Source organism: Deinococcus sp. QL22, assembly GCF_023370075.1.
In the GTDB taxonomy this organism is placed as follows: Bacteria; Deinococcota; Deinococci; order Deinococcales; family Deinococcaceae; genus Deinococcus.
Map to the genome: position 1 here is coordinate 1,601,149 of NZ_CP097149.1, position 15,270 is coordinate 1,616,418.

General features: G+C 63.2%; 19 protein-coding genes and 2 tRNA genes. 8 read left to right on the forward strand and 13 right to left on the reverse strand.

Features of this window, described 5'->3' with window-relative positions; translation table 11 throughout:
* Nucleotides 1-50 precede the first annotated feature (50 nt).
* The 10 genes from M1R55_RS07730 to M1R55_RS07770 form a co-directional block, all read right to left on the reverse strand.
* Nucleotides 51-995, reverse strand: a complete 945-nt coding sequence (locus M1R55_RS07730) for a glucose-6-phosphate dehydrogenase assembly protein OpcA (RefSeq protein WP_249394084.1) — start codon at nt 993-995, stop codon at nt 51-53.
* 160 nt (nt 996-1,155) lie between these two features.
* The gene (gene zwf, locus M1R55_RS07735) at nt 1,156-2,787 is read right to left on the reverse strand and encodes a glucose-6-phosphate dehydrogenase (RefSeq protein ID WP_249394167.1); all 1,632 of its coding nucleotides are present in this window, start codon (nt 2,785-2,787) and stop codon (nt 1,156-1,158) included.
* A gap of 68 nt (nt 2,788-2,855) precedes the next feature.
* The gene (gnd, locus tag M1R55_RS07740; protein WP_249394085.1) at nt 2,856-3,935 is read right to left on the reverse strand and encodes a phosphogluconate dehydrogenase (NAD(+)-dependent, decarboxylating); all 1,080 of its coding nucleotides are present in this window, start codon (nt 3,933-3,935) and stop codon (nt 2,856-2,858) included.
* Between the two features lie 138 nt (nt 3,936-4,073).
* Nucleotides 4,074-4,628 (reverse strand): SRPBCC family protein, encoded by a 555-nt coding sequence (locus tag M1R55_RS07745; protein WP_249394086.1) that lies wholly within the window; start codon nt 4,626-4,628, stop codon nt 4,074-4,076.
* 178 nt (nt 4,629-4,806) lie between these two features.
* Complete coding sequence (locus tag M1R55_RS07750; protein WP_249394168.1) at nt 4,807-6,516, reverse strand: GAF domain-containing sensor histidine kinase; 1,710 nt, start codon at nt 6,514-6,516, stop codon at nt 4,807-4,809.
* Between the two features lie 106 nt (nt 6,517-6,622).
* Nucleotides 6,623-7,375 (reverse strand): RNA methyltransferase, encoded by a 753-nt coding sequence (locus M1R55_RS07755; protein ID WP_249394169.1) that lies wholly within the window; start codon nt 7,373-7,375, stop codon nt 6,623-6,625.
* 156 nt (nt 7,376-7,531) lie between these two features.
* On the reverse strand, nt 7,532-8,071 hold the full coding sequence (locus M1R55_RS32070; RefSeq protein ID WP_371827157.1) for a transposase: 540 nt from the start codon (nt 8,069-8,071) through the stop codon (nt 7,532-7,534).
* A 57-nt stretch (nt 8,072-8,128) separates the two neighbouring features.
* On the reverse strand, nt 8,129-8,329 hold the full coding sequence (locus M1R55_RS07760) for a transposase (protein ID WP_249393569.1): 201 nt from the start codon (nt 8,327-8,329) through the stop codon (nt 8,129-8,131).
* A gap of 381 nt (nt 8,330-8,710) precedes the next feature.
* Nucleotides 8,711-9,538: a hypothetical protein gene (locus M1R55_RS07765; protein ID WP_249394087.1), complete on the reverse strand. Its 828-nt coding sequence runs from the start codon at nt 9,536-9,538 to the stop codon at nt 8,711-8,713.
* A complete protein-coding gene (locus tag M1R55_RS07770; RefSeq protein ID WP_249391255.1) occupies nt 9,535-10,899 on the reverse strand; it encodes a glycogen synthase in 1,365 nt (454 codons plus the stop codon). Before M1R55_RS07770 ends, M1R55_RS07765 begins: the two co-directional genes overlap by 4 nt.
* A gap of 164 nt (nt 10,900-11,063) precedes the next feature.
* On the opposite strand from M1R55_RS07770, the gene M1R55_RS07775 reads away from it, so the two are divergent.
* Nucleotides 11,064-11,139: transfer RNA gene (locus tag M1R55_RS07775), tRNA-Ile, on the forward strand.
* Nucleotides 11,140-11,180: 41 nt separating this feature from the next.
* A tRNA-Val gene (locus M1R55_RS07780) sits at nt 11,181-11,255 on the forward strand.
* Between the two features lie 28 nt (nt 11,256-11,283).
* Here the strand turns inward: M1R55_RS07780 and M1R55_RS07785 are convergent.
* Together M1R55_RS07785 and M1R55_RS07790 are read right to left on the reverse strand one after the other, a co-directional pair.
* On the reverse strand, nt 11,284-11,889 hold the full coding sequence (locus M1R55_RS07785) for a site-specific integrase (RefSeq protein ID WP_249391256.1): 606 nt from the start codon (nt 11,887-11,889) through the stop codon (nt 11,284-11,286).
* Nucleotides 11,890-11,925: 36 nt separating this feature from the next.
* Nucleotides 11,926-12,252 (reverse strand): hypothetical protein, encoded by a 327-nt coding sequence (locus M1R55_RS07790; protein WP_249391257.1) that lies wholly within the window; start codon nt 12,250-12,252, stop codon nt 11,926-11,928.
* A gap of 16 nt (nt 12,253-12,268) precedes the next feature.
* Between M1R55_RS07790 and M1R55_RS07795 the strand changes: the two genes are divergently transcribed.
* A complete protein-coding gene (locus tag M1R55_RS07795) occupies nt 12,269-12,721 on the forward strand; it encodes a hypothetical protein (protein WP_249391258.1) in 453 nt (150 codons plus the stop codon).
* Nucleotides 12,722-12,830: 109 nt separating this feature from the next.
* On the opposite strand, the gene M1R55_RS07800 is transcribed toward M1R55_RS07795, so the two are convergent.
* Complete coding sequence (locus M1R55_RS07800; RefSeq protein WP_249391259.1) at nt 12,831-13,214, reverse strand: hypothetical protein; 384 nt, start codon at nt 13,212-13,214, stop codon at nt 12,831-12,833.
* Here M1R55_RS07800 and M1R55_RS07805 point away from each other — a divergent pair, their 5' ends adjacent.
* From M1R55_RS07805 to M1R55_RS07825, 5 genes are all read left to right on the forward strand, one after another.
* Entirely contained in the window at nt 13,215-13,373 is a 159-nt protein-coding gene (locus M1R55_RS07805; RefSeq protein ID WP_249391260.1) for a hypothetical protein, read from the forward strand. It begins immediately after the preceding gene.
* A gap of 588 nt (nt 13,374-13,961) precedes the next feature.
* Nucleotides 13,962-14,357 (forward strand): hypothetical protein, encoded by a 396-nt coding sequence (locus tag M1R55_RS07810; protein ID WP_249391261.1) that lies wholly within the window; start codon nt 13,962-13,964, stop codon nt 14,355-14,357.
* A complete protein-coding gene (locus M1R55_RS07815; protein ID WP_249391262.1) occupies nt 14,344-14,826 on the forward strand; it encodes a hypothetical protein in 483 nt (160 codons plus the stop codon). The genes M1R55_RS07810 and M1R55_RS07815 overlap by 14 nt, the downstream gene beginning before the upstream one ends.
* On the forward strand, nt 14,813-15,025 hold the full coding sequence (locus tag M1R55_RS07820) for a hypothetical protein (protein ID WP_249391263.1): 213 nt from the start codon (nt 14,813-14,815) through the stop codon (nt 15,023-15,025). The genes M1R55_RS07815 and M1R55_RS07820 overlap by 14 nt, the downstream gene beginning before the upstream one ends.
* Before the next feature lie 20 nt (nt 15,026-15,045).
* Entirely contained in the window at nt 15,046-15,258 is a 213-nt protein-coding gene (locus M1R55_RS07825) for a hypothetical protein (RefSeq protein WP_249391264.1), read from the forward strand.
* Nucleotides 15,259-15,270: the final 12 nt, after the last annotated feature.

Consider the following 15,270-nt stretch of genomic DNA (forward strand, 5'->3'; position numbering starts at 1 on the left):
GTCAACTTGGCCCACGATCCATGTTCCAGATCCCACGTTGCATCCCCCATTCATAGGCTCGCCCTCGCCAGTTTCCACGCCCGCTCGAACACCTCGCCACGTTCCGGGCGGGCCATCACGCGGGCCAGCCCGTCGGCCAAACTCATTTGCGGCACGTTCACTTCGGTGGCGCGGGTCAGGTCGTCCCAGTGGGCTTCCACGCGGGCAAGGTCGCCCGTATCGGCGCTCAGCACAAAGCGCACACCGTCGCCACTCAGTTCTGCACCGCATAGGTCACCGTTTTCGCGGTGGCAGCGCGAGCGTTTCAGTTCCACGTCATTTAGGTTTTTCCAGCCCAACGTGTCGGCAATAAATCCGGCAAACAGGCGGGCAGGCAGGTCCTTGGTGCCGGAATAGCGCACGGTCAGGCGGTCTATGCGTGGCAGTTGGCGGGCCGCGTCGCCCGAATCGAAGACCTGTGCCAGCGCCTCACGCCAGCCTGCGCTGCGGCTCCAGCCCAGGTCGGCCAGTGCGTAGTGCCGGGCAGGCGGAATATCCAGCGTCAGGCTGTCGGCAATGACCTGATCGGCAATATCTGTCAGTTCGGCCAGCAGCGGGCCGGTGGGCTGGGAATCTGCGCCCCACCACACATGATTGACGGTGGCAGGCCGCAGCAGGGGCAAAATCGCGCCCTGAAGCTGCTCGGCACTGGCATTCAGAATCAGGCGCTCCACGTACAGGCCGCCCGGTTGCGGCACCAACGTCGCGTGTACCACCACGTCTTCGGTGCCGTCCATCACGCCGATAATCTGGCGTCCGGCGTAGCGGCCTTCCAGTCCGGCCAGGGCTTCTTCCACGCGCCCCAGATGTTTTTTTACCGTCAGGGCCACGATATTGCCCGTGTAGGCCCGCGTTTCTACCTGCGTTTGTCCCCACAGCTCATCAAGGGCCATTTGGGCAAGGCGCACAGTGGTATCGACGGGGCCGATGGGTTTCAGGTCGGTGGCGTAGGTCATGGCGTGCCTCCGGTGAGGTCTGACGGTTCGGCGGCGGCAAGTCTAATGTTCAAAGGGTCTGAGGGTCTAAGAACACATAACCCTCCAAATCCTAAATCTCTTGACCTCAGACTCTTAGACCCTAGACCCTGAGACAAAGCCCCCAGACTCCCGAACGCCGTCACAGTCGCCGCCAACGCCGATCCGGGCCGATCAGTTGGTCGGCGGCCTCCGGCCCCCACGTGCCGCTGGTGTAGTTGGGGAATTCAGGCGCGTGGTCAGCCTGTCCGGGCTTGGTGTCCCACATTTCCAGAATGCCCGACACGATCTGCCACGCATGATCCACCTCGTCCTCACGCGGAAAGAGGGTGGCGTCGCCCAGCAGGGCGTCCAGAATCAGGCGACTGTAGGGACTTTCCAGTTGTGCGCCGAACGCGTCGTAGCGGAAGTCCATGACCACTTCGCGCAGCACCATTTCCTGGCCCGGCATCTTGGAAGAAAATTTCAGACTCACGCCCTCGTCGGGTTGAATGCGGAAGGCCAGGACGTTGCGCTCCAGGCCGCCCGGAAAGATGCCCAGCGGCGGGCGCTTGAACACCACGGCAATTTCGGTAACCTTTTTGGGCAGGCGTTTGCCGGTACGCAGGAAGAACGGCACGCCCTGCCAGCGCCAGTTGTCCACTTCCAGTTTTACGGCCACGTAGGTCGGCGTGGCGCTGCCCACGCGCACGTTGGGTTCCTCGCGGTAGCCGGTCACTTTGTCGCCGTACATGGTGCCGGGGCCGTACTGCCCGCGCACCGCGACCTCTTTCACGCGGCTTTTGGGAATGGGCTTCACAGCCCGCAAGACTTTGGTTTTTTCGTCACGGATCGCGTCGGCGTCAAAGGCGGCGGGCGCTTCCATCGCGGTCAGGGCAAACAGCTGCATCAAGTGGTTTTGCAGCATGTCGCGCACCACGCCCGCTTCCTCGTAGTACCCGGCGCGGCCTTCCAGACCCAGGTCCTCAGAGGCCGTAATCTGCACATGATCCACGTAGCCCCGGTTCCAGATCGGCTCGAAAATGGCGTTGCCGAAGCGGATCGCCATCAGGTTCTGCACCGTTTCTTTGCCCAGATAGTGATCAATCCGGTACACCTGAGACTCGTCCCAGACCTTGTGAATGGCGTCGTTCAGGGCGCGGGCGCTGCCTAAGTCGTGTCCGAACGGCTTTTCAATGACAATTCGCCGCCAGCCTTCCGATTCGTCCGCCAGCCCCAGGCGGCCCAAACCGTTGCTGATCGGCTCGAACAAGCTGGGCGGCGTGGACAGATAAAACAGCGCGTTCTTGCGTCCGCCATGCGCTTCCTCGGCGCGGTCAAGCTCCTTGCCCACCAGGTCGTACACGTCGTCGCCCGCAAAATCACCGAACTCGTAGTACAGCAGTTCGCGGAACTTTTCCAGGTTGCCGGGCTGAATGGCGTCGGTTTCCTTGCTGCTTTTCAGCGCCTCTATGGCAAAGTCCTTAAACGCCTCGTCGGTCATGTCCTGACGGCCCACACCCACGATATTGAAGGCGCTGCCCAGCAGGCCGTCTTGCCACAGGCCGAACACGGCGGGCAAGAGTTTGCGTTTGGCAAGGTCGCCCGTGACGCCAAAAATAACCAGCGTGGCGGGTTCGGGGGCGCGGCTGCGGCGCATCAGGGCGCGGAAGGGATTCTGGCCGTCTGCACCCGCGTCGCTGGGAGTGCGGGCGCGAGTCTTACGGGGTTTTTTGTCGGCTGGGGCGGATTTTTTGGCAGTAGAAGTCTTGGCCGCTGTAGCGGTGGCCTTCACTGCGGCTTTGGCTTTCGCAGCGTTCGGCGCAGGCTTCTCCGGTTGTTCCGCCCCTTTCGCCTTGCGGGTCACGCCCCGTCCTTCACGCGCTGCTGGCCTGCCTCGCCCAATTCCTGCGCCTCACGCACGCTGCCGTCATCGGGCAGGGTGGGCTTGGTAGAAATGTTTTGCGGGGCAGCAGCGCTGGGGTGTTCCCCGGCCTTCACGCTGGGCACCACGCTTTCCTGCTTGCCGACTTCCAGCTTCTTCACGGCGTGTCCACCAAAGGCGCGGCGCATGGCTGACAGCATCTGGCCCGCGTAGCTCACTTCCTGCTGGCTGCGGAACCGCATCTGGGTACTGAGGGTGATGACCGGAGTCGGAATGCCCAGTTCGATAGAATCGATGATCGTCCAGCGGCCCTCGCCACTGTCGGCCACGTAATCGGACAGGTCATGGAAGGAGGCGTCGCTGTGCAGGGCTTCGGCGGTCAGGTCAAGCAGCCAACTGCGAACCACGCTGCCGTGCCGCCACAGTTCGGCAATCTGGGCCAAGTCCAGTCCGAATTCCTCTTTGGCCCCCAGCATTTCGAAGCCCTCGGCGTAGGCCTGCATCATGCCGTACTCAATGCCGTTGTGAACCATTTTCACGTAATGCCCCGACCCAGACGGCCCCATGCGGCCCCAACCCCGATCCGGTGCGGGAGCCAACACCTCGAACACGGGGCGCAGGCGCTCGATGGCCTCTACGGTGCCGCCCATCATCATGGCGTAGCCTTCTTTCAGGCCCCAGATCCCGCCCGACGTGCCCACATCCACAAACTCTATACCTTTGGGGGCCAGTTCCTCGGCGCGGCGCTTGGAATCCTTAAAGTTGGAGTTGCCGCCGTCGATGATGATGTCGCCGGGAGCCAGTCGGCCCGCCAGATCGTCGATCACCGCCTGCGTAATTTGCCCGGCAGGCACCATCATCCACACCGCCCGCGATCCCGGCTCGCCCAGTCCGGCAATCAGTTCGTCCATGCTGCGTGCGCCCTGAGCGCCGTGCGTCTCGATGTTGACGACGTTCGCCTCGGTGCGGTCATAGCCGACCACCTGTTGACCACCCTGCGTGAGGCGCAGCACCATGTTGCCGCCCATTTTTCCCAGACCAATCATGCCTATTTTCATGCGCGACCTCCCGGCACGGAACCGCTTCCAGCCCTCGTGCCATCACTGTCAGGCAATATACGCGGGGTTCCACGTGGGCGGACGGCCCATGTAGAGAGTCGCTTAATCAAGTTGACCCGTTGCAGGCTGACCGCAGTCTTACTTTTTGCGTTTGCGGGCGGCTTTCTGGGCCTCTTTCAGCGCCTTGCGTTCCTCTTCCTGTTTCTTTTGCATGTCGCGGCCCACGTCTTCCATCAGTTGTGCGCCCTGCGCGTCTACGGTGCGTTGCAATGCCAGCAGGGTAGACACCACCATGTTGTTCAGCATGCGTTCCACAGGCGTTTTGATCCAGTTGTAGCGCACGCGGCCATTCAGGGTCATCGTGACTTCGGTGCCGCCGGGCGTGGCTTTAAATGTCCAGCCCTGGGTCAGTTTTTCCAGCGGGCCGACATTCCGCACGCTTTCCCAGCCGCCCCGCTGCGGGGCCTGCAACTGGCCGTATTTGGCGGTGAATCCCAGCCCCAACAAGCGCCGCGAAAACTTAAAGCGCACCAGCACGTTGTTGGTCAGGCGGGCGTCGGCCTCCGAATACTCCGCTTTGGTGAGGTTGGGATCCCATTTGACGCGCCGCTTGGGTTCCAGCGCGAGGCGGTATAGCACGTCCGGGCGCGCCCTGACCACGATATTTTGCTTGATACTGATGGTTTCCGACATGAGTGCCCCTACTGTAGCGCGGGGAGGCCAAGGGAGCGGGGGTGTCGGTTAGGGGTGTGCGGCCTCAAGGCATTCGCTGTCCTGACTCACCCCCTCTCCTGCGGAGCTTGACCAGCCAAGGCAGAGGGAGCAACAGCTTTGAATACCGAGTCTCCAGGCCTCCCCCACTCCCCGTTCCTCACGCCTGCGGGACTTCCGCCTCTACCACCGTGCCGTGTCCGGGCGCACTCAGCACGCGGTAGCTGCCGCCTCTGGCCTCCACGCGCTCGCGCATCTGCATCAGGCCCAGGCCGCCCGCACTGCTGACCCGCCCACTGACCTGCTCCGGGTCAAAGCCCGCGCCGTCGTCCTGCACACGTAGCGTCACTTGGGAGGCTCCGTGCAGGCTCACTTTCACCTCATGGGCGCGGGCGTGCTTGGCGATATTGTTCAGGCTTTCCTGCAAAATTCGGAACACGACGGCCTCGTCACTGGGAGAGAGGGTGATGTCTCCGGTCACGCTCAGCACGCTTTTTACGCGGTTTTGCTGCCCAAAGTCCTCCACATAGCGCCGCACGGTTTCCAGCAGGCCATAGCGTTCCAGATCAATCGGACGCAGCGCGAAAATAGAGCGCCGGACTTCCCGAATCTGTTCGCGCAGCAGGGCGCTGGCGGCCTTCACCTCGACCTCGGCCTGCTCCGGCTGGGTACGAACCTGGCGGGCCACCACATCCAGTTTCAGGGCGGCAAACGCGAGCGACTGTGCCACACCGTCATGAATCTCGCGGGCAATCCGGGCGCGTTCGTCGCTGATGGCGAGCTCTTCAGAGTACAGGTAGGCGCGGGCGTTGCGAACGGCCAGCGTAGCCTGCCCCGCCATCAGGGCCAGCAGCGGAATGCGGGCGTCGTCGAAGGCATCGGCGCGGGCGTCTCCCAGCACCAGCACGCCCACCAAATCTTCGTCGTCGCGCATCGGGAAGCCCAGCGCACTGGCGGCTCCGGCAAACACTTCGGCGGCTTCCTCGGGGGTGGCGACCAGCGGCGTTCCGGCCTGTGCCACCCGCAAGGCAAAGGCTGGAGCTGGCGTCCCTGCACCCGATTCTCCGGTTTTATCCTGCGCGTATTCCAGCCTCAGCAGCCCGTCCTGGTCGGTCAGGTAGGCGGCCCGCGCATCCACCCGCAGGCGTCCGGCCATATTCCGCGTGACCCGCGACAGCAGGCGGCGCATATTGCGTTCGGCGCGAATAGACTGATCCACCGAATACAGCGTCATCAGGTCTAGGGTGCGCTGGCGGGCGGCTTCTACACCGTTGGCAACCTCGGCGGCTAGGGCTTGGGCCAGGGCTTCCATTTCCGGCGTGGGCGGGGTTTCAAAGTGCAGGGCCATCGCGCCGCCGCCGGGAATACCCACTTTCAGGGTATACAGATCGGCGCTGGGAGAGGCCAGCAGGGTGTCGCCGCGTGCCGTGCCGCTCAGCCCACCCGGTACGGTCAGGGTGGCGTACGTGGCCCCCGTGACCCGTACCGCGCCCCGTGCCGCCACTTCCACGACAGCGCCCATATCGGGAGCGTCGGTCAGGTCGCGCATCAGTTCCTGCACCGCCCGCAACCGCGCATGGGACGCACTCAGTTGACCGTACAGGTCGCGCAGTTCCCGCTCGGCCCGCTCCCGCGCCCTCGTGCCTTCTGCAATCCATTCCACACTGAAAAAAGTGACGGCTGGCCCCAGCAGGCCGTAAAACAGCAGGTGCGCCCACGTCTGACCCGCCGTATTGGGGAGCCGGGTAATTAGCACTTCCACGACCACCACCACCAACACGATCAGCGGCGGCAGCGTGTTGCGAACCAAGCGCACCCGGTCAGACAACTTCACCTCGCCCGGTATATGGGCAGGCGGCGCGGCGGGCATGGGCGCGGGTGCTATCGGCGCTGGCATGGGTGAAGGGCGGGCGTCGGTCATAACAGTAGCATAGGCAAACCGGGGGCCAGGAAGGGTAATGGATGCGGGGGTGGGGTCAGGTTTCCGGCGTGTCGCTGGCCTCTCCTTCGGCCACTGCCTCCGTGCCCCGCCGCCCCGCATCGCCTATCTTCCAATGCACCTGACGCAAAAAGCCCCGGAACAACCGGCTTTCGGCGCTGTTCATCAGGGCGCGGTCAAGCATGGCTCGCCACAGCCGCAGCGTATGGCGGGCACGCACGGCGTCGGTGTAGCCGATCAGGTGCATGGTTTCGTGCAGATGGCTGTACATGGCTTCCATTTCCTCGCGGGTGGCGGTTTTGCGCTCCAGATCGGGCACGTCGTCCAGCCCTTGCAGGAATTCGTAGCACACCAGCAGCACCGCCTGCGCCAGATTCAGGCTGGCGTAATCGCCCGTCGGAATCCTGACCGTCGCTTGGCACTGCTCCAGATCGCTGTTGATCAGGCCGGTTTCTTCGGGGCCAAACACCAAGGCGGGGGCGGCGGCGGCCCGCACCAGGGGTCGCAACTGCGCTGGATGACGCGGCGGTGGAAGGTCTCCGCGTTGCCGGGCGGTGGTTCCGACGCTGATATCGCGGTCTGCCAACGCTTCGCGCAGGGTCGGATAAACGCGGGCCGAACGCAGCAGAGTATCGGCGTGGACGGCCATCGCCACCGCCTGAGCATCCAGATGGTTGCAGCGCGGGGCCACCAACCGCAAGTCGCTGGCCCCCATATTCAGCATCGCCCGCGCCGCAGAACCGATGTTGCCGGGGGTTTTGGGCGAAACCAGCACGATCGCCAGATTCAGATGACTGCTCTCGGTGTTGCCCCCGCTCCTGCTTCCATTGCTACCTTCGTCGCCGCTCACGCCGGGAATGCTAGAGCATCTGGGGCGGGGGAGGGGTGGGACGGGGGTGGGATACGCTTTGCGGGCAGTCTAAGGGTCGAGGGTCTAAGAGGGTGTTTATAAAGGGTCACTGATAGGATTAAGGCGTCTGAGCATGAGGCGAATACTGGCGATATAGCACCAAGTGGCCGAGGTTTGACCTCGGCCCTCGGAGTCTCGACTCAAGCGACGTGAGCGTGTCAACCAAGCCAAGGAGCGTTCCACGACCCAACGCCTCGGGAGGACAACGAATCCCTTCGCGTTATCCGTGCGCTTGATGATCTGAAGTGTCCAGCACAGGGTCTGCTTCACCCCATCCACCCATTGGCCCGCATCCCCACCATCGGCCCAGAACCAAGAGAGGCGCGGAAAGCGCCTCTGAGCGTGCTGGAGCAGCGTTTGAGCCCCATCACGATCTTGAATATCTCCCGTCGTGATCCACACCACCAGAAGCAAGCCCATCGTGTCAACCCGCACATGACGTTTGCGTCCATGGGTCTTCTGGCCCGCCTCCACTCCACGTCGTCCCGCTTGCGGGCGACAGCGCACCGGTTGGGCATCAATGATGCCCGCACTTGGCTCTGGGTCGCGCCTCGCCGCTGCGCGGGTCTTTCTCACCAAGAGGTGGTTGACGGCTTCCCAAGTCCCATCCGCTTCCCAACGGCGGAAGTCGGACTACACCGTCTCCCACGCCGGAAAATCATGGGGGAGAGTGCGCCACGCCATCCCCCCGTGCAAGATGTACATCATCGCGCACCACACCTCGTACAGGTCGACCGTGCGCGGTCGACCTCTCGGCTTGGCGTGCGGTAAGTACGGCTCCAAGCGCTTGAACTGTTTCTGGGTCAGGTCGGTCGAGTATGCCTTGCGTTTCACACCTTGAAGCATGTCCGATTCCCTGACCCTTTATAAACACGCTCTAAGGAAAGGCAAGGGCAATCGCTGGCGCTTATTTCCCCTCTCCCGCTGCTGTGCAGCGCCCTCTGCTTCGCAGCTCTGCGAGTCCCCCGCAAGGGGAGCAGGGGCAAACACCACCACCCCAGATCGTCCCCGCCCAATTCCGTGTGAGGCCCCAAGGTGCGTGCAACGCGCCGGCCAATTCCAATTCAAAGACGACCGCTTCAGATGAACGGGGAAGCCGAGTCTGGAGGCGACAAGATCACTCCTCAGCAGAGCGACCAACGTCCCTGCATCCTCTTGGGGGGCGGGGGAAACGTAGGACAAGCCCCAACAGGCCATTCCAAAAACCAAGCTGGATCAGGGAGCCGAATAAATCGGCGTTTCATCCACCACATGCAGCCCCAGCCTCAGGTCGTGCGCCAGTTCCGCCGCCGTATCGCCCCAGGAATCGAGGCTGATCTGCGTGATGCCCGCCGCCCGCAGCCGCGCATTCACGGCGTCCAGCAAGGCGGCCCGCAGCCCACTGACCCGCCACTCAGGATGCACCCCCGGCGAATCCATGCGCCCCAGGCCGTCCTCGATGCTGGCGCGGCACAGGCCGATGCCCTGGCCCTGCTCGTCCAGCGCAATGATGCTGAGGTGCGAATCGAAGCCCGCTGCGCCGTCGGCGGCAAATTCGGGCAAGACGGCGTGATGGCCTACCCGGTCTTCAAAAGTAGACAGCGCGTCCATTCGGACGGCCAAATCCTGTACGGCAGCCAGCGGGTGCAGCACAATTCCGGGTGGCGGGTCAAGGTGACGCAGCGGCATCCTGCCAGTCAGGCGGCGGTATGCGCCCACCTCGCCCCAGCCTGCACCCATCAGGGCTTCGTAGGGCCACAGGTGCGGTTCGGCAAAGGCGTACACGCGGCCCAGGTCGGCCTGTGCCGCGTGGGCGAGGGCCAGCGCCGCCGCGTGCTGGGTCGGCCCCGGAAACGCGCCGCCCACCAATTCCGCGCCGTGCCGGGGGCTGGGGCGTGCGCCAACGGCCCCCAGCACCACTTCTTCGTCGTTCAGGGCCACCCACGCGGCCACACTCGCCCCGGCCATCCACGCCACCGCTTCTTCGGGGGCCTCGTACAGGCCAGCCAGCAGCGGCGGCAGGTCTTCGGGCAAGAGGGCCAGCACGCTTAGAGTCGCGCTCACCCCTCACCCAATCGGCGGTACAGCGCCAGATACTGCGCGGCGGGGCCATCCCAGCTGAAATCCAGCGACATGGCCCGTTCTGCACGTCCTGTCCATTCGGCGCGGTCATCGAACACCTGGCGGGCCTCATGGCAGGCGGCGGCCAGGGCTTCCGGTGTGGCGTCGGCAAAGCGGAATCCGACATCTTGCGGCACAGTGTCTACCAGTCCGCCCGTTTCGCGCACCACCGGCAGCGTGCCGTAGCGCATGGAAATCATCTGAGACAGGCCGCACGGCTCGAAGCGGCTGGGCATGGCAAACGCGTCGGCCCCGGCGTAAATACGGTGCGCCAACGCTTCGTTCAGTCCCTGTGCAAAAGCCACCCGTGGATGCTGGCTCCACCCGGTCAGGGCCGCCGTCAGCAAGGGGTCGCCGCCGCCCAGCACCACCACATTCCAATGGGGCACGAGGTCGCCCATCGCCTCGATCAGCAGGTCAATCCCCTTCTGGTCGGCCAGGCGGCTCACGGTAGCCAGAATGGGCGCCTCGTCCAGTCCAAATTCGGCCCGCAATATTGCCCGCGCCGCCTCTTTGCCCTCAAGGTCGCCAAACGCCGGAACATGGGGGTCGGTGCGGGGATCCCAGCGCTCCTGATCCAGCCCGTTGATGATCCCGCTCAGGCGGCCTTCGCGGTTCAGGCGAATCAGCAGCCCTTCCAGCCCTTCTCCGTACTGCGGTGTCGTAATTTCCAGCGCGTAGGTGGGACTGACGGTGGTCACGTGGTCAGCAAAAATCAGTCCAGCCTTCATATAGTTCAGGTCGCCGTGAAATTCCAAGCCGTCCGGCCCAAAGGCCCAGGCAGGCAGGCCCGTCCAGCGCGAGGCTTCGGCCAGATTCCACTTGCCCTGATAGGCCAGATTGTGAATGCTGAAGGTGGTGCGGATTCCAGCCAAGTGTGCGTGTGCCACCGTCAGGCCCGCCTGCCAATCGTGACCGTGCAACACGTCTGGCAGGGCGTCCAGCAGCTTCAACACTGGCAGCACGGCTCGCCCGAACAGCGAGTAGCGCCACACGTCGTCGGGGTGGTACAGCCCCGGTCGGTGAAACTCACGCAGGCCGATAAACAGATAGCGCACGCCGTCCTGACGGATCTCGCCCAGCGTCACGTCGCCCGCATCGTCCCCCAGTTCGGGCAAACGCCCGCGCCAAAGCTCCTGCGGCGTTCCGCTGAGGCTGGCGTACCACGGAGATACCACCGTGACCTCATCGTCCGTGCCCGTGAGAAGTCGGGCCTGCACTGCCGGGAGTGCGCCCAGCACATCGCCCAGACCACCCGAACGCGAAAAAGGAAAGACTTCTGCTCCCACATGCATGACCCGCATAGGTCGCACTCTACCCCGTCTGACTGACTGTATTGACACGGCCCGCTGTCCAGCAATGCCCCCAGTTTGACAAGGCCCGCCCCCGTTGCTACACTTCCTCTCGCTCGTCTGGTCAATCTGAACAAGGTTGCCTTGCCCTGTGTTGCTCAACCCTGTGGCAGTCCGGGCTCTTAGCTCAACGGTCAGAGCAGTCGGCTCATAACCGATTGGTTGCCGGTTCAAATCCGGCAGGGCCCACCACGGTTTCTGGGGCGGCAAGTGCAGAACAGCAACACGGTTCCGGGCGGTTAGCTCAGTGGTAGAGCATTCGCTTCACACGCGAGAGGTCGTAGGTTCAAGTCCTATACCGCCCACCAAAGAAAAACCCGCCCAGCGCGGGTTTTTTTAGTTTGGGAAAAAGGTCAACGGTGCGCCGTGCGTAACCGCCTCTTTCTTCCTCTCCAAAAGATCACTCAGATTCAGCGCCCACCCCTCCCGCTCCGACTGAAAAACCGTCCGGTACTGAGTCAAGGTAAAAGCGACTGAAGCATGACCCAGTTGCTTGCTCACCACTTCCACCGGAATGCCCCGGCGCAAGGTGAGACTGGCATAGGTATGGCGCAGCCCGTGAATCGGCAAATGCCTGATGCCCGCCCTGTCACAGATCTGCTCCATATCCCGCTTCAGGTTGTTCGGATCCAGCGTGGCCCCGTAACTGTTGGTAAAAATGCGCCCACGCTCTCTCCACACCCGCTTGCGCTCATACCCTTTGGGGTGCCCCTTCACCGAGCCAGCCAGCGCCTCCCGCTGCACCGCTTGATCAGCCTGCACTTCCCTCAGCAGCGTCACTGTATCCGGCGACAGATAGACAGTGCGCTGACTGCCCTTAGTTTTCGGCGTGGTGACAATTGGCCCCTTGCTCGCCGCGGCCACAATCTCGGTCACCTCTGCCGTGCCTCTGGCCAGATCCACATCCTGCCAGCGCAGGCCCGCCACCTCACCGCGCCTCATGCCGGTGCTCAGGGCAAAGATGAAGTCCCCGCCGCGCTAATCCTCTTTCGCAGCGGCGAGGAACTGGGCGGCTTCCTCCGGCGTGAAGGTGGGCAGCCCCTTGCGCTCTTTGCCCCGCAGCGGCGCAGGCTTCACGATCTCAGCCACATTACGCGTCACCAGTTCCAGCCGGAAGGCGTCACCTAAAGCAGAGATCAGGAATTGATGCACCTGGCGCTGACTGGACGCGCCGAGGTCTTCTTTGTTGAGATGGTCGAAGAGGCGGCGCAGGTCAGCCGGAACTAGCTTCTGCAAGCGCTTGGTGCCGATGGTCGGGGAGATGAAGCGCTTGAGATGGTCGGCCTGAATCTCGTAGGTTCGCACGGCGCGAGCTTTCTCTTTGCTGGCCGCCCGCCGCGAGGGTCTCAAGCGGTACGGCGTGACGGGACAAGAAGTGGATGTGGCGCTGAACAACCTCCAACCCTGGCGCGGGAGTGACGACAACGCCCGAGCGGCGGTGGCCTACCTCAATCAGTGGGGCAAGGCGCTGAAGGATCAGGCGGCAGAAGAGGCCCAGCGGGCCACTGAGGCCGCCATGACCGCCGAAACCATATTGACCCCAGAGCAGCGGGGACAGTTGCAAGCGGTTGTCAAAGCCAGCGGCGCTCTCAGCAGTGAGGAACGGTACGCGCTGTGGGGGTACATGTTCAACCACCCCACGCCGATGGCGACCAACAATCTGAGCGCAGACCAGGCCGCCGATCTGCTGGACACCTTCAGCGCCATGAATCCGGATGAGCGTGCCCAGTGCCTCACCGAAGCCCGCACCAAATTCATGGTGGCTGCGTCGTGATGGCTCCCCCTTCTCTTTGGCAACACGGGCGCCGGATCCTGATGAATGCTCTTGACCTCACCGCCAACCGTCTGAACGCCGGCCTTGGCACGGTAGGGCTGGGGTCAGGCTAGCCAAACAGCCCCACCACGGTGTGCTCCCTCGATTCAAGCATGATGTCCGGGCACAGAGGGGTCACGTAGTACCAGCGCCCCTCCACCCGCGCCCCCAAGGGCTTCTGGTAGGGAGGATGCCAGGTAACCTCTGGTACCTCCTGCAACCAGCGGGTCTCCAGAGCGGCGAGACCCTGAAGCTGCACATCACGCCCTGGCTTGTCGGTCGCCTTCTGAAATTCTTCCGGCGTGAGTGCCGAGAAGTCCAGCGGCACGCTAATTCCCTTGGGCTGCAGGACGGCCGTATGTCCGTCATAGGACGCGGTACTCAAACAGGGCACATCGATGAGGCCTGTTCGCGGGAAGGTTTCCGAAGTGATGGGATACACCAAGAACGCCATGTGACTGAGGGTACGCCCAACCGGATGGACTGGACGCAGCACAGCGAGGGCGAAGGCGCGGCGAGGGTAACGCCACGGGCAGAACTGGGGTCAACGCTCATCCCTGACGGCGACCACCAGTTCTACAGCATCTTCCCGAAAATGCAGGCCCAGCGATGAGCGCCCCTATTCCCGGCGTGCATACGGCTCTCAAGCGTGGTCAGGACACCGTCATGCCCAACTGGGCACTTGAAGCCTTCGACACCTTGACCCTGATGAGTGACGCCAAGTTGCTGGGCTGGCTCACCCGCCACCGCCAGTACCGCGCCAACAGTTACAGCACCAAGCAGCTGGCGATTGCTTTGGAGCTTGATCCCAGAACGGTGCGAGATGGACTGGTCAGATTGCGCGAGGCCGGGCACATCTTGAGCATCGATGGGCTGCATTGTTCGGTGGATGCCCACAGCCGATTGACCCCGAGCCAGATCAAGGCGGCGGCAACGCCGGTGCAAGCCTCGCGCAAGCCTGCTGCAACGCCCGTGCAAATATACCCCGCCCAAAACGCTGAATATGGCGTACAGGACGAAGAAAAACAACCCCTGAAGAAAGGAAGAAAGGAAGACAAGAATTTAAAACCACAGGCGCAGGAAGACGCTGCGCCGTGGGGTGAAGATCCTGCTGCTCCTGTTCAGGATGAAGTTCAAGGCCCGGCACGCCATACCCCCATAGCAAGCCACCGACAAGCCAACTGTTCCGCGCCGCGCCGAGGTGGCCACGCCGTTTCAGGAACTCTTTGCCGCCCTTGCGCTGGCTTGCTATGGGGGTCAGGAAGACCTGACCAACAGCGCCAGCGTCCGTCTGGCCAGCGCTGCCAAGAGCTTCGACAAAGCCAAATTCGTGGCCAGCGACATCCCGCAACTGGTGGCCTGGCTGCACCAGACCGAAAGCTGGCGGGACGCCGTGACGCCCCAGGTGCTCGAAAAACGCGCCCCAGCATGGCGGGCTGTCCTCAGGGGGTCACTTCCAGCCCGACCCGTGAAGGCCGCCCACGTCGTCAAGTTCACCCCCCGCCCACAGACCACGGAGCAGGCCAACCAGCAGGCCGCAGACCGGGCCAATGACATCTATGCCACCTTGCAGGAGGGAACCCATGCCGTTTTCTGATCAACACTTTGCCGCTGCCTGGACGGTGCTCGAAGACCGGTTCAACCGGAAGCACAACGCGCAGACCGTCAAGATCTACCACGACATCTTGGCGGCTGAACTCACGGCCGATCAGTTTGCCGAGGCGTGCCGCGCGGCGTTCCGGTTCGAGCAGTTCATGCCCAGCCCGCAGAAGTTGATTGATTACGGCCTCGGTGCAGGCGATTTCCAAGCGCGTGCGCTCAGTGTCTGGGATGGACTCGTCGAGCGGGTGGCCCGTGGGGAGCAGGCGACCACTGAACCCGGCCCCGTCCGGAGCCTGCTCAACAGCGTGTGCAATGGCCAAGCCCTGGGCATCGTTGACATGAAGCACTTCCCGTTCCTGAAAAAAGAATTTGTGGAGCGGCACGCCCAGCAGCCGCTGACCGAAGCCCGTACGAACACACCTGCCCTGACCCCTATGCCGGAGGTGGCCCGTGTTCTCCAGTAACGAGCGCATGAACCGTCCTGTGACGTTTGGTGAGGCGGTGGGAGCGAAGGAAGGCGAGGCGTTGGAACTGAACACCATGCAAGCCGCCACGTGTGCCCGCTGCGGCGAAGAACCCCGCCTGTATCACCACGTTTCTCCCAAGGGCCGTGATGTGACGGTTTGGATTCCCGCCATCCACTCTTGCTCCGCCCTATTCTAACCGCCATCGGGGGAACCACCATGCAAACCTACGGAATTTTTGGCCTGACCTTCAAAACCGCCACCATCAAAACCGACAACGACGCAGGACGCGTGCTGGATGCCAAATACAAGTTCGCTACTGGGGTTCGGGCTGAGTGCCGATTCATGCTGGAGCATGTGCCTGTCCTCAAGGGTGCGGAACAGGACGGCGGCAAGCTGCGCCTGGAAGTGACCCCCATGATGGACGGCTAGGCCTTCCCCGCC